Origin of the sequence: Limnobacter parvus, assembly GCF_024623725.1 — a bacterium.
Taxonomy (GTDB): Bacteria; Pseudomonadota; Gammaproteobacteria; order Burkholderiales; family Burkholderiaceae_B; genus Limnobacter; species Limnobacter parvus.
This window is the reverse complement of record NZ_JANKHG010000016.1, coordinates 157778-170720: the sequence shown is the minus strand read 5'-3', so window position 1 is coordinate 170720 and position 12943 is coordinate 157778. Positions and strand designations below refer to the sequence as shown.

12 protein-coding genes and 1 tRNA gene are annotated in these 12943 nt (G+C 51.2%); 2 read left to right on the top strand and 11 right to left on the bottom strand.

The window, feature by feature from the left end; all coding sequences use genetic code 11:
- Nucleotides 1-2 precede the first annotated feature (2 nt).
- The 4 genes from NSP04_RS06090 to NSP04_RS06075 all read right to left on the bottom strand — a co-directional run bounded on the left by NSP04_RS06090 (nucleotide 3) and on the right by NSP04_RS06075 (nucleotide 3389).
- Nucleotides 3-518, bottom strand: coding sequence for a porin family protein (locus tag NSP04_RS06090; protein WP_257511453.1), 516 nt, complete (start codon nucleotides 516-518; stop codon nucleotides 3-5).
- A gap of 140 nt (nucleotides 519-658) precedes the next feature.
- Complete coding sequence (locus tag NSP04_RS06085; protein WP_257511452.1) at nucleotides 659-1750, bottom strand: fatty acid desaturase family protein; 1092 nt, start codon at nucleotides 1748-1750, stop codon at nucleotides 659-661.
- Between the two features lie 29 nt (nucleotides 1751-1779).
- Complete coding sequence (locus NSP04_RS06080; protein WP_257511451.1) at nucleotides 1780-2892, bottom strand: ferredoxin reductase; 1113 nt, start codon at nucleotides 2890-2892, stop codon at nucleotides 1780-1782.
- A 203-nt stretch (nucleotides 2893-3095) separates the two neighbouring features.
- Nucleotides 3096-3389 carry a flagellar biosynthesis anti-sigma factor FlgM gene (locus NSP04_RS06075; RefSeq protein WP_257511450.1) on the bottom strand — a complete coding sequence of 98 codons (294 nt, stop codon included), beginning with the start codon at nucleotides 3387-3389 and terminating at the stop codon, nucleotides 3096-3098.
- Between the two features lie 267 nt (nucleotides 3390-3656).
- On the opposite strand from NSP04_RS06075, the gene NSP04_RS06070 reads away from it, so the two are divergent.
- Both NSP04_RS06070 and NSP04_RS06065 read left to right on the top strand, forming a co-directional pair.
- On the top strand, nucleotides 3657-4061 hold the full coding sequence (locus tag NSP04_RS06070) for a BLUF domain-containing protein (RefSeq protein WP_257511449.1): 405 nt from the start codon (nucleotides 3657-3659) through the stop codon (nucleotides 4059-4061).
- Nucleotides 4062-4118: 57 nt separating this feature from the next.
- Nucleotides 4119-4628 (top strand): YqaA family protein, encoded by a 510-nt coding sequence (locus NSP04_RS06065; protein WP_257511448.1) that lies wholly within the window; start codon nucleotides 4119-4121, stop codon nucleotides 4626-4628.
- A 31-nt stretch (nucleotides 4629-4659) separates the two neighbouring features.
- On the opposite strand, the gene NSP04_RS06060 is transcribed toward NSP04_RS06065, so the two are convergent.
- From NSP04_RS06060 to ybiB, 7 genes are all read right to left on the bottom strand, one after another.
- Nucleotides 4660-4735, bottom strand: a tRNA-Ile gene (locus NSP04_RS06060).
- Between the two features lie 19 nt (nucleotides 4736-4754).
- A complete protein-coding gene (rpoD, locus tag NSP04_RS06055) occupies nucleotides 4755-7157 on the bottom strand; it encodes an RNA polymerase sigma factor RpoD (protein WP_257511447.1) in 2403 nt (800 codons plus the stop codon).
- 273 nt (nucleotides 7158-7430) lie between these two features.
- Nucleotides 7431-9263 carry a DNA primase gene (gene dnaG / locus NSP04_RS06050; protein WP_257511446.1) on the bottom strand — a complete coding sequence of 611 codons (1833 nt, stop codon included), beginning with the start codon at nucleotides 9261-9263 and terminating at the stop codon, nucleotides 7431-7433.
- A 147-nt stretch (nucleotides 9264-9410) separates the two neighbouring features.
- Nucleotides 9411-9857, bottom strand: a complete 447-nt coding sequence (locus NSP04_RS06045; protein ID WP_257511445.1) for a GatB/YqeY domain-containing protein — start codon at nucleotides 9855-9857, stop codon at nucleotides 9411-9413.
- Nucleotides 9858-9864: 7 nt separating this feature from the next.
- Nucleotides 9865-10077, bottom strand: a complete 213-nt coding sequence (gene rpsU / locus NSP04_RS06040) for a 30S ribosomal protein S21 (protein WP_257511444.1) — start codon at nucleotides 10075-10077, stop codon at nucleotides 9865-9867.
- A gap of 178 nt (nucleotides 10078-10255) precedes the next feature.
- The gene (locus tag NSP04_RS06035; protein WP_257511443.1) at nucleotides 10256-11485 is read right to left on the bottom strand and encodes a BaiN/RdsA family NAD(P)/FAD-dependent oxidoreductase; all 1230 of its coding nucleotides are present in this window, start codon (nucleotides 11483-11485) and stop codon (nucleotides 10256-10258) included.
- Entirely contained in the window at nucleotides 11472-12458 is a 987-nt protein-coding gene (gene ybiB / locus NSP04_RS06030) for a DNA-binding protein YbiB (RefSeq protein ID WP_257511442.1), read from the bottom strand. The genes NSP04_RS06035 and ybiB overlap by 14 nt, the downstream gene beginning before the upstream one ends.
- Nucleotides 12459-12943 lie beyond the last annotated feature (485 nt).

Below are 12943 nucleotides of genomic sequence, written 5' to 3'. Positions count from 1 at the left end.
ACTTAGAATGCAAAAGTTGCAGTCAAGTTCAAACCTTCTGCCTCAATGTTGTCTTTGTCATACAACATTTCGTAACCGGCACGAATATTGACGTTGCCAGTGGTAAACATCACACCACCACCGTAGCTCATGCCACCATCGTCATCGCTTGTATTGAATCCTGGACCACTAATGTTGGCATCCAGAAGACCATAACCCAGGGTGCCATACAGCGAAAATTCATTGTTCAGGGGAAGCTTGCCCAACAGGTTCACACCGATGTAAGAATCGATCTCGGCACGAAACGGGCCTGAGGTTTCTTCATCAACGCCTGTCAACAGGCGGCCTTCGATGGCCAGATTGGGGCTAAGCTCGTAGCCACCGACCACACCCAGTGTGTCCACATCTAGCTCAACGCCACCGATGCGGCTGTCAGTGATCGACAGGTTGTTGTAAGCAGCGCCCAAATAGGGGCCTTCGGCAAATACAGGACTTGCGGCGGCGGTGGCCAGTGCGGCGACACAGATTAATTTTTTCATGGCTGGACTTCCTTTGTTTGTTGTAAATACTGCGCATCCCTTGGGGAATGCACAGCACTAACGCAGACAAGTTGTCATACGCTTACAAAAACTAGTCAAGCCAGGTAAACAGGCTCGGTTGTGCAACCGAGCCTTCATTCTCAGGCAGCCAAAGCACTCGCGTTCTTGCGCTTCAGTGAAGGCAAACTGTACTTGAATGCACGGCCAACCACAGTCGAGAACTGCTTGAAGATCGACGCCTTGTTGTAATGCTGGCCATAGCGCTTGCAAATTTCCTGCACCTCAACCGACATTTCCGCATAGCGGTGCGCAGGCACCTCTGGGAACAAGTGGTGTTCGATCTGGTGGCTCAGGTTGCCAGACATGATGTGGAACAATTTTCCACCCGTCAGGTTCGAAGAACCCTTCAGCTGGCGCAAGTACCAATGGGCTTGCGTTTCGTTTTCAGTAATCGATTTGTCGAACACTTCAGAATCAGCAGTAAAGTGACCACAGAAAATAATCACGAAAGTCCAGTAATTGCGAATGATGTTGGCAAGGAAGTTACCCGCCAGCACAGGCAAGAAGAATGGACCCGCCAACAAGGGGAAGAACACGTAGTCTTTCGCGATCTGGCGGCCTGCTTTCTTGAAGGTCGGAATGGCGCGGTCTTTGGTTTCTTTCAGGGTTTTCTCGCCATTGATTACTTTTTCAAGTTCAAGTGTTTGCAAAGCCAGCAGGTTTTCAAAGAAAGTGGCCAGAATCACCATCAAAGGCACATTCGCCAAAAAGCGTGGCTCCCACTTTTGCTCGGGGAACAGGCGCAACACGCCATAACCAATGTCATGGTCTTCACCCAGCACGTTGGTGAAGGTATGGTGGCGATAGTTGTGGCTGTAACGCCAGTTGTCGGCAGTACACCAGGTATCCCACTCATAGGTTTGACCCATCAAGCGCTTGTTCTGCATGAAATCGTATTGGCCATGCATTACGTTGTGGCCCAGCTCCATGTTCTCCAGAATCTTTGAAACACCCAGAGTCAATGTACCCAACACAAACGCGGGTGGAAAAATACCAGCCATCAACATGCCACGGCCAGCAATTTCGGTGTAGCGCACGGCTTTTTCAATCTTGGTGATGTACTTGGCATCGCGCTCACCCACATCTGCCAAATGCTTTTGGCGAAGGGCTTCAATTTCTGCACCAAACTGTTCCAGTTCAGCGGGGCTTAATTTGCGGTCAACTTTTCTCATGATTCGCTCCGAATATTTTTGAATTTGAATTAGAGGTCCAGTGAAACCGGGCCTTGGGCGGCGTTAATGCACAAACGCAACGCTGTGTTGTTGGTGCCACACACCGACTTGTTCTGCATGTTTTGCGTAGTACCAGTCAGCTTTTCGCATGAACAGGTGTTGCAAATGCCCATGCCGCAGCCATGTGGGGGATTAACGCCCTGCTCTTGCAACGCCTTCAGCAACGGCTTGTTGTTGCTCACTTCCAGAATGCGATTGCTCTTGGTCAGAGTCACCGTGTAGGTTTTCACCTCGGCGTTTTCATCGATGGTCAATGCCATGGGTGTGAACGATTCAGCATGAAAACTCTTGGGCGTGTCGCCCAAAATGCCTTGTAGCGCATTCATAAAGCCATCTGGGCCACAGGCGTAAACATCGGTGGTTTCCAAAGTACCCGCCACAGCTGCAAACTGCTCAGCACTTGGGCGGCCGGTCAAATCGCCTTCAGCCAGATTCGCACCGCTTTCCAGCAGACGAACATACTTGAAATGTTCGTTGGCTTTGGCTTTCAGTGTGGCATCAAACAACACGTCTTCAGGGTTGCGCGCCCAGCTCATCAGCGTCACGTCTGCGGGCCAGCCTTGGGTTTCCAGTTGTTCAATCAGGCTGATCATGGGGGTAATGCCGCTTCCAGCAGCCAGCAACAGCATGGTGGGGCGCTGGGTGTTCAAATCTGGCTGCGTCTGCTTTAAAGTCATGTGACCAAACACATCACCCAATTCCACCACCGTGCCCACTTCCAGCTGGTTCACTGCGAAGCGGGAAACCAGGCCAGTTGGAGTTTGCTTGATGGTCAAGCGCACCAAACCATCGGCTATAGGGGCATTGCTGAAACTGTATGAACGGGTGTGCACCACATCATCAATGGTTACGCTAAGGTTCACGTGTTGACCAGCTTCAAACCCTGCAAACAAAGCATTGGGGCGCAACCAAAGGCTAACAGCGTCTGCAGTTTCGCGATCAATGCGCACAACCTCGGCGAGGCAACGATCGGCTGAATGGGTGCTGCCAGCTTGTTCAAGCCAGAAGTTTACAAATTCCTGACCCAGAATTTTGGAGAGTCCGCGGACTACTTTGTTGGACAGTTGGCTATTGGTTCTCATGGCGTTTTCCACATAAGTGAACATATGTGCACTAATGTAACGAAAAACACCCTTTTTCTGCAAGTAATTTTGGGTTAAAAACTAGAATAAAGTGTCAGAAGAGTACAACCGTACACTTATAATATAACTTAAGTCATTGTTTTTATTTGTTATTTTTTATTGTAACGATTTTATGAAATTTAGTGAACAGACATACCAATTTTCTAGCCCAACAGCGCTTTTTGATCATTGATCATACGCTCTGCCACGATTGTGGCCTCAATTTTGAAGCCCCCTTCGCTGAGTTGACGCCGAATCATTTCCACTTTGTCCGCATTAAACGGCGTGGTGTTGTCGAGCAGCATGGTACCGCGCGGCCTGGAAACAGACACGACCACACTGGCGCCATCCCGGTCGGCTGCAGTTTTCACCTCCGGGGGCCGCGATGCGGCCAAAGCATCCGCCTTTTTGGCATCGGGCATTGTGAAGGCTATGGGTGGTTTGTCGCCTGAAATCATGGTGCGCTTTTGGATGTTGGGTGATGGACTCAGAAGACAATCAAGATACCCAGAACCGACACTGAATTAAATCGGAACGCCTGGAGATGACTTGCAAGGCATTGGCTGACAAGGCGTCATCCTGATGAACATTGTGGCCTCCCAATCGTCTCAATTACTGACGCCTCCTGCCACGAAATATTTTTTCACCTACAACTTGCGATTGCCTTTACCCACTATGATGGTAAAAAGCAGCAGATACTTTCACGCCAAACCGGACAGCAAAACATGATTCGTCTTCTTTACTGCAGCCAAGCCAAACCTGATTTCAACAAGGACACCTTGGACGAAATACTTCTGACCTCCCGAAAAAATAACAGCGAGGCAGGAATTACTGGCGTGTTGGTTCATGGCGGTGGCATGTTCATGCAGGTACTCGAAGGGCCTGAACAGGCCGTGCTTCGTACCTATGTAAAAATTCTTGATGACAAGCGGCACACCGACAGCCGAATCATTCACATCACGCCCGTTAAAGAACGGCTGTTTAGCAACTGGACAATGGGTGTTGTTGAAGCGGGCCCACTTACTTTCGAGCATGTCGCAAAGTTGCGGGCAAACCGCTTGGAATCCGTCCATGCAGACGCGTTTTCTCAGGTTATGCGTGAATTCAATGCCATGTTGATTAAAACCTGAAACATTACTCAGTCATTATTTGAGGCTTCAACAGCCTTCCGTAAGCAACACCAGGCCATGCTTAAATCGTTTTGCGAGAAACTGGCCAATAGCCGCTTCGGTATTGCAGCCATGTGCCTGCTGACCTACCTGGGTGGTTTTATTTTCCCAGTGCCCAGCGATGTGATGCTTCCGCCCATGATCATTGGCCGCCCTGACCGCTGGAAGCCGCTCATGATTGCCTGTGTGGTATTTTCTGTGGCTGGTGCCTGTTCAGCTTACTTCTTGGGGTTCGCATTTGCGGGGGAATTGGCAACTTGGGCCCAATCTACAAATCTCGAAGAAATCAACCAGGCCACAGTGCTGATGGCCCAATACGGCTCACCCATTTTATTCGTCGCAGCATTTGCACCCATTCCGTTTAAAACACTTGCACTGGCAGCCGGTGCAGGGGCGATGCCCATGGCCTTGTTTTTGCCCGCAGTGGTGTTGGGCCGAACCATCAGGTTTTACTTTATATCGAAGGTGACTCTGAAAGGATTGAAGTGGATGAAGCACTACAAGGGAATTGAAACAAAAAGGACTTAGAAGCTTGTCGCCTCTAAGTCCCTCATATTACTGGTAGGGCCACCCGGATTTGAACCGGGGACCAAAGGATTATGAGTCCTCTGCTCTAACCGCTGAGCTATAGCCCCACATTACCTTTTAAAAGCCTTATTCGCCTTCCAGGAAGCTCTTTAGCTTGTCTGAACGGCTGGGGTGGCGCAGCTTTCGAAGTGCCTTGGCTTCGATTTGACGAATCCGCTCACGGGTTACATCAAACTGCTTGCCCACTTCTTCCAGCGTGTGGTCAGTGCTCATTTCAATGCCGAAACGCATGCGCAGCACTTTGGCTTCGCGTGGGGTCAGTGAATCCAGCACATCCTTGGTCACGAAGCGCAGGCTGCTGTACTGCGCTGCATCTTGAGGGGCCAAGGTGTGATTGTCTTCAATGAAATCGCCCAAATGAGAATCGTCATCGTCACCAATCGGTGTTTCCATCGAAATCGGCTCTTTTGCGATTTTCAAGATCTTGCGAATTTTCTCTTCTGGCATTTCCATGCGTTCAGCCAGCGTGGCTGGATCGGGCTCAATACCAGTTTCCTGCAAAATCTGGCGGCTGATTCGATTCATCTTATTGATGGTTTCGATCATGTGCACCGGAATACGAATGGTGCGCGCCTGGTCTGCGATAGAACGGGTAATCGCCTGGCGAATCCACCATGTGGCATACGTTGAAAACTTGTAGCCGCGGCGGTATTCAAACTTGTCCACCGCCTTCATCAAGCCCACATTGCCTTCCTGAATCAAATCAAGGAACTGCAAGCCACGGTTGGTGTACTTTTTGGCAATTGAAATTACCAAACGCAAGTTGGCTTCAATCATCTCACGCTTGGCCAAACGGGCGCGGTTTTCGCCAGAAACCATTTGCTTGTTGATTGCACGTAAATCGTTCAATGGCAGTGAAACTGCGTCCTGAATGGCGACCAGTTTCTGTTGCAATTCATTGATCGCAGGCACATTACGCGCCCAAGTTTCAGCCCAAGCTGCGTTCGATGCACTGAATGTGTTAACCCATGCAGCTTCCACTTCATGGCCACGGAACTTGTCGATAAACTGTTCGCGCGGAACGCCCACACGGTTCACTGAAATGTCGTAAATTTCACGTTCAATGCGACGCACACCATCGACCTGTTCGCGCAAAATGCTGCACAAACGCTCAACCTGCTTCGCAGTAAAGCGAATCTTCATGAACTGCTCGGCGATCGCTTCCTTGGCTTTCTTGTAGGCGGCTGTGTTGTAACCACCGTCTGCACGCACCTTTTTAAGCTTGGTGAACTGCTTCTCAATTTCAGCAAACACAACCAGCGAATTGCGCTTCAACTCTTCAAGCTGGCGAGCCGACATGCCTGAAGTGGTACCTCCGTCATTGCCTTCTTCTTCGTCATCGCTTTCTTCGTCGTCGTTGGTTTCTTCGGGCGCAGCGGCCTCAACCATTTCTTCGGTGATGGAGTCATCAATTATTCCATCCACCACTTCGTCGACAGTCGACAAACCTTCGGCAATGCGCTGGCCCAAACCGACCACGTCTTCAACAATGGCCGGGCAGGCGGAAATAGCCTGCACCATGTCTTTCAAACCAGCTTCAATGCGCTTGGCAATTTCAATTTCGCCTTCGCGAGTCAACAACTCAACCGTACCCATTTCACGCATGTACATGCGAACAGGGTCGGTGGTACGGCCAAATTCCGAGTCCACGTTGCTTAGCGCGGCTTCAGCTTCTTCTTCTGCGTCTTCTGCAGAAGTACCCACCGGCGCATTGTCATTCATCAGCAACGCTTCAGCGTCTGGGGCCTGCTCGTAAACAGTGATGCCCATGTCGTTGAATGTGCTGACCATGGCTTCGATCACTTCGCCGTCTGTTACATCGTCGGGCAGGTGATCATTAATCTCGGCAAATGTCAGGTAGCCGCGCTCTTTACCCATCTTGATCAGGGTTTTAAGCTGCGTGCGACGCAATTCAAGTTCTTCAACTGTGGCGTTGGCCGAGCTTAGGTATGCAGAATTGATCAGGGCCTTGTCTTTGGCTTTGGATCCACGACCACGCTTGGGCATAATAACCAAATCTGCTTTTTTAGCATCGCTGTCGTCGTCTTCGGGTACATCGTCTGAATCAATCGAAGCATCACTGCCTGAATCCAGATCGTCATCATCTTCCTCTTCGGCCTTGGGCTTGCTGGCGACTGCCTTTGGCGGGCGTCCACGGCCTTTGGGGGCATCTGCGGAGATTACCGGTGCAGCTTGCTCCAGAACCTTAGGCTTGCGTCCCCGCTTTTTAGGTTGAGCTTCTTCGGCTGCCACTTCAACGACCTGCACTACAACAGGCTCAGCAGCTTTGGGCTTGCGTCCGCGTTTGGGCGTGTCTTCAGCCACAACGGTTGCGGGTGCAGCGGCTTTCTTGCTAGCAGGCTTTTCAGCAACAGGTGCTGTTTTCTTGGATTCTGTCTTCTTTACCACGGTGTTTTCATTCGCTTTTTTTACAGTTGCCTTTTGAGGAGAAACCTTCTTTCCTGCCATTGACGACGCTCCCTTGCGTTTGGATGCCTTAGTGGAGGATTCCTTCTCCGGCTTTTGGCCACCAGGAATCTGTGATTGTGTATCGGAATGCTGAGTAATCACGTCTTGTGATGTCCCAGACTTGGTTTTGTGGCCGGATTTCGCTTTCTGTTCCTGCGTTTTTGAAAAAATGTTAAGTATTTTGAACATTCATTCCCTGAACAACTCAATTACAGCCACTTAGTGCGCAAAAACGCACAACAAAAGATGCAAAACCTGCACCGTAACCTTTAATTATAACTGATTAACTCGCTTCTGTTTCAATTCTTGAAAGCGTTGCATGCACTCGTGATACCAACGTAGTTGCTCCCCCTGTGTAGGCATTGCCTCGGTGAGTCGCTCCAGCTCGTCTTTGAACCACAATTCACTACATTGATACACGCCAGAACGCAACTCGGTTTCAAAATCGAGGGAATCATCCAAACTGCGGGCTTCTTTTAAAACGGAGTTAACCCAGTTTTGGTGTGTTTCGTCGTTAAACGCATGCTGCAAGCGCGCTTCAAGAAGATTGGGGTCATTTCTGACTTTTTCAAGCAAATGAACAAAACTATGCACTTCGAGCGCTGGTTTTTCTTCCCTTTCATACAAAGCCAACAGGGAATCACACAAATTCACCAATTGCGGCGCCCGAATTACCCGCGCAGCCAAACTTAGAAGGGGCGACTTCGCCGTGGGTCTGGGGCCCCAGTTGTTCTGCAAAGGCTCGTCTTTGTATTTCCCGAACTTTTTGCCTTGAAATTGACCTTTGTTCTTTGGCGAAAAGTAATCGCCACCGCCTTCCCTGCTTTTCAAACCCAAATGCCGGCTTAATTCCATCGGCGTTGCACCCAGCAAATTGGCCAAAGCGCGCAAAAGTGAGGACCTGTAAACGGTGGGCTGCATTTGCACAATCAGCGGCTTCAAAAATGAAATGGCTGCGGCACTGCCCTCGATTTGCTGTAAAGGGTAATTACGCTCCAGGTAACGGGTCAGGTACTCTGACAGCGAAGCGGCTTGCGCCACCATGGCCTCGAATCCATCCGGCCCCTCGGTGCGAATGAATGAATCGGGGTCATGCTCGGCGGGCAAAAAAATAAAATCGGCCCGCTTGTTTTCGCTAACATGCGGCAAACAGGCCAGCAAGGCACGCCATGCGGCCTTCTGGCCCGCACCATCACCATCGAACGCAAACACCAGGCGGTCGGTTTGCTTGAACAGCTTCAACACATGGTCGGGTGTTACCGCAGTGCCCAAGGTGGCCACTGCATTTTCAAACCCCCACTGGGCCAGGGCCACCACATCCATGTAGCCTTCGGTGACCAGGGCGTAGCCCATTTTGTGAATTGCCTGCCGAGCTTCGAATAGGCCGTAGACCTCGTGCCCCTTTGAAAATACCGGGGTTTCGGGGCTGTTCAGGTACTTCGGCTTTTCATCGCCCAGCACGCGGCCACCAAAGCCAATCACCTGCCCTTTGGCATTTCGAATCGGGAACATGATGCGCCCGCGAAATGCATCGTAACGGCGGTTGCTGTCGCTCATCTTGGTCAAGCCCGCCAAATCCAACTGAGTGTTGCTGGCGTAGTTGTCGACCACTGTTTCCAGGTTCTGGTACGTATCGGGCGCATAGCCCATGCCGTAGCGGGCTGCCACTTGCCCAGTCAAGCCACGATTCTTCAAATAATCAATGGCGAGCGGGCTTTTTTTAAGCTGGGCTTTGTAATAATTTGCCGCGCGGGTCAGCAACTCAACCAACTCTTCCCGCTCTGAACGTACCTCGGCGGGAACATCCATGCCTTTCTCATGGGGCACATCAATTCCCAAATTCCCAGCCAGGCTCTCAACCGCCTCGGGAAAAGTCATGCCCAAGTGTTCCATCACAAAACCCACGGCATTGCCATGAGCCCCACAACCAAAGCAGTGATAAAACTGTTTTGATGGGCTTACTGTAAACGAGGGAGATTTTTCATTGTGAAATGGGCACAAGCCCTGCAAATTCGCGCCTGCTGCTTTCAATTGCACGTAGCGCCCCACCACATCGGTGATGTCTAGGCGGTATAGCAAATCGTCGATAAAGCTTTGTGGAATCATGCGGTTTGGGTGAATTCACTTGCGGAAAAGCCATGGCAAAAGCCTGCTTTCAAGAATAACAAACCCAAGGGGGTTGAAACGAAAATCGCGCTTGCGCGCGCTGAATTTCCTTAGTTTGACAGTGATGGCTTGGTAATGCTGGTGCGCTTACTTCGACAGTACTGCTTTCACAAGGCCAGACACCTTGCCCATGTCAGCCTTTCCTGCAAGCTTCGCTTTCACAGCGCCCATTACCTTGCCCATGTCTTGGGGGCCATTGGCGCCCACGGCTTGAACAATTGCAGCAATTTCAGCCACAACTTCGGCCTCAGACAATTGTGCTGGAAGGTAAGACGCCAAAATGGCAGCCTCAGCTTTTTCAGCCTCAGCCGACTCTGGCCGACCACCCTGCTCAAACTGGATGGCGGCTTCATTTCGCTGCTTGATTTGCTTTTCGATGATGGCTAGAACCGCCCCATCGTCGAGCTCGACACGTTCGTCGACCTCTTTTTGCTTGATTGCCGCTGAAAGCATTCGAAGCGTTGCGAGCCTAGCTTGCTCGCGGGCCTTCATGGCCTGCTTAATGTCTTCGAGAACTTGCGCTTTCAGGGACATAAACGAATCAATACATTTTCTTGGGCAACATTTGGCTACGCAGGCGCTTGTAGTGACGCTTTACGGCAGCAGCACGCAGGCGCTTGCGCTCTGCAGTTGGCTTTTCGTAGAACTCGCGTGAACGCAGCTCAGTCAACAGACCTGTTTTTTCAATGGTGCGCTTGAAGCGACGCAGGGCAACTTCAAATGGCTCGTTTTCTTTAACGCGAACGTTTGGCATAAGGCTCCAATCGGGTGTTCGTAATTTGTTTGTGGTGTTACAGCGATACCTTCCAACCCATTGATTTCAAACAGAAAACCTTAAGAAATCAACACCTGAAAGCAAATAGCTGCCGCCAAGAATCTGGCAAAGACCGAGATATTACCACGCATAAGCAGGTTTTCTCAAGAATTTTCAACTATTTTTGGCTCAATATGGCATGCGCTGCCGTGTAGCCGCTGGCCCATGCCCACTGGAAGTTGTAACCACCCAGCCAGCCGGTCACATCGACCACTTCGCCAATGAAATAAAGGCCTGCAACTTTTCGCGATTCCAGGGTTTTGGCATGCAAATCGGCAGTGCTTACACCACCGCGCATTACCTCTGCTTTTTTATAGCCCTCTGTGCCGCTGGGCACCAGTTGCCAACTGGCCACCGCCTGCGCCAGGGGTCCCAACTGTTTTTTGCCCAACTCAGCCACTTTGCGCCCGGCAATGGCTTGTAATTCAGGTTTGTTCAACCACGCCTGCACAAGCCGCTTGGGCCAATGCGGTACTTGGGCAGCGAACCAGTTGTCGGCATTGGCTTTTGCACCCAGCGTGGCTTGTAACAAATCAGTTTGAAGGGTGGCCGGTTCGCAATCGCGCCCTGACAGGTTCAATGTAATGGCCCTGCCCGGGTTCCAGTAAGTAGAAGCCTGCAACACAGCAGGTCCGCTTAAACCACGGTGGGTGAACAGCAAATCTTCATCGAACCACGGGGCCTGTGCTTCGCTTCCCCGGCTTAAAACCGGCAAGGCCAGCCCCGCCAATTGAACGAACGGTTCCCACTGGGCAGAGTCAAATGTTAGCGGCACCAGCGCGGGGCGTTGATCCACCAGCGCGTGGCCAAACTGCTTGGCCAGCTTCAGACCGAAATCAGTCGCGCCAATTTTAGGCACGGGCAGTCCACCTGTGGCCACCACCAAATGCCTGGCCTGCAAGGGGCCTGCCGTAGTGGTCAGCTTGAACTGGCTGCCATCATGCTCTACAGCATTCACACTGTGGGGCCTGAACCATTTCACTTTGCCTGCATTGCATTCAGCGGCCAGCATGTCGATGATGTCATCGCTTTTGCGATCGCAAAACAACTGGCCTTTGTGTTTTTCATGAAACGGAATGTTGTGCCGCTTCACCAAAGCAATGAAATCAGCCGAAGAATATCGGCTCAAGGCTGAGCGCGCGAAGCGAGGGTTCTCAGAAATAAAATTCACTTCCGACACATTGATATTTGTGAAATTGCAGCGACCACCGCCGCTGATTCGAATTTTCTCGGCCAGTTTCTCGCTGTGGTCCAACAGCGCCACATTCAAGCCACCCTGCCCGGCCTGGGCCGCGCACATCAGCCCGGCTGCGCCGGCACCAATGACCAACACATCAAATTGCTGCATGTGCTGTTGCCTGGTGAACGACCTCAATGGCGTCGAGTTGGCGCGCAAAGCCATGTGGCATTTCCTGTGGATTGTTCAGCCACATTTCGATTAGGCGTGCTGTGGATTCCGCATCAATGTCTGGGTGTGGGTCAGGCTGTTCAGTAAACAGATTTTCGGGCTCGGCAATACACCAGGTACGGCCTGCCTTCACACCATCCATACGCGGTGCACGGTACGGGGCAGCCACTGGCTCACCTTCATGGCCCCGCAACACCAATGCTGTTTGGCCCATGGCGCACAACACTTCCCGCTGTAAATTCCAGAATTCAGGGTGGGTGTAACTGGTAATAAGCAGGGATTGATCAAACACGGCGGGCACCATCAGCTTCACCAAGGTGTGGGTGCAACTGCGCACGCCCAACACTTTTCGCGTTTGAAGCAATGCCTCGATGCGCGGATAGATTTGCGCCATGGGCATGTAAACAGGCGCGGGGAAATTCAATTCAATACCACCCCAATTCAAATGCGAAAACACCTCGGCACTGGTAACCCTGCCAGTGAAATCACTTTCAAGCCCATGAACAAAAACCGGGTAGCCTTTCTGGGCCAACAACCCAGCCAGCAGCGGTGTGAAATTCGGTTTGCGCCGCGCACCGTTGTAGCTCGGTATCACGACTACCGGCTTGCCACTTTCCGCAGACTGCTCATTTAGGATCCTGAAGGCATGGCCATTTGGCAGGCTTTCACCCAACGGCCAATTCGCAGCAATCGCTTCAAGAAAACCAATTAATTCGTCATTGCTTTCGCCTTTCACCCGCAATGCAATCAGTACGGCACCCAGCTCGAAATCAGACACCTCACCCCGCAGAATGGCAGAGAACAACGCGTTGGCCTGCTCGCTCGCAAGGCCGCGCGCACCATCTTTTCCCCGACCAATTTCCTTGATGAAGGGAGCACACGAGAATTTGTCGGCTAAGACGTGATTGGGCATAACAACTCAATAAGGGTTCGATGGCCCTATTGTAACGACCAAGACCCGGAAAGAACGTAATTAACCGAAAGTAATACAGCCAAAAGGAACCCAAATTGCCCACACGCCACTTACATGGTTAGCAGCACAAACAGGCATCTTGACGTACAGGGCAGCAGCAGCAATTAGGTGGCTGACAATTTGGCGCGGCAATTAAACATTTCCGCAGCAGTGCCGAACACCCCCAGGCCCGTGGGTTGTGCCTCGCCGCAACAAAAAGTGGCCCATGTTGTTGCCAGTTTTAAATCTTTAAGGGCTCTCGCAGATCACTTGAACTTTGAGTTGAGCAAATCGATTGACAATCCTGAGCTACTTGATTCAGTGAATATGCAAAGACAAGCCCACCTAGACATACTCAAAAATTTACGGGAACTGCCGGTCAATCTACGTAACGTATCGTTCAAACCTGGCTGCATTCGATCTGAGATCTATCAAATCGAGAAGCA

Coding starts and splice junctions, on each gene's coding strand:
- ybiB (WP_257511442.1), bottom strand. CDS start 12,458: ATGCCCAATCACGTCTTAGCCGACAAATTCTCGTGTGCTCCCTTCATC.
- rpoD (WP_257511447.1), bottom strand. CDS start 7,157: ATGGCAGGAAAGAAGGTTTCTCCTCAAAAGGCAACTGTAAAAAAAGCG.
- NSP04_RS06045 (WP_257511445.1), bottom strand. CDS start 9,857: ATGTCCCTGAAAGCGCAAGTTCTCGAAGACATTAAGCAGGCCATGAAG.
- NSP04_RS06080 (WP_257511451.1), bottom strand. CDS start 2,892: ATGAGAACCAATAGCCAACTGTCCAACAAAGTAGTCCGCGGACTCTCC.
- NSP04_RS06065 (WP_257511448.1), top strand. CDS start 4,119: ATGCTTAAATCGTTTTGCGAGAAACTGGCCAATAGCCGCTTCGGTATT.
- NSP04_RS06035 (WP_257511443.1), bottom strand. CDS start 11,485: ATGCAGCAATTTGATGTGTTGGTCATTGGTGCCGGCGCAGCCGGGCTG.
- dnaG (WP_257511446.1), bottom strand. CDS start 9,263: ATGATTCCACAAAGCTTTATCGACGATTTGCTATACCGCCTAGACATC.
- NSP04_RS06075 (WP_257511450.1), bottom strand. CDS start 3,389: ATGATTTCAGGCGACAAACCACCCATAGCCTTCACAATGCCCGATGCC.
- NSP04_RS06090 (WP_257511453.1), bottom strand. CDS start 518: ATGAAAAAATTAATCTGTGTCGCCGCACTGGCCACCGCCGCCGCAAGT.
- rpsU (WP_257511444.1), bottom strand. CDS start 10,077: ATGCCAAACGTTCGCGTTAAAGAAAACGAGCCATTTGAAGTTGCCCTG.
- NSP04_RS06085 (WP_257511452.1), bottom strand. CDS start 1,750: ATGAGAAAAGTTGACCGCAAATTAAGCCCCGCTGAACTGGAACAGTTT.
- NSP04_RS06070 (WP_257511449.1), top strand. CDS start 3,657: ATGATTCGTCTTCTTTACTGCAGCCAAGCCAAACCTGATTTCAACAAG.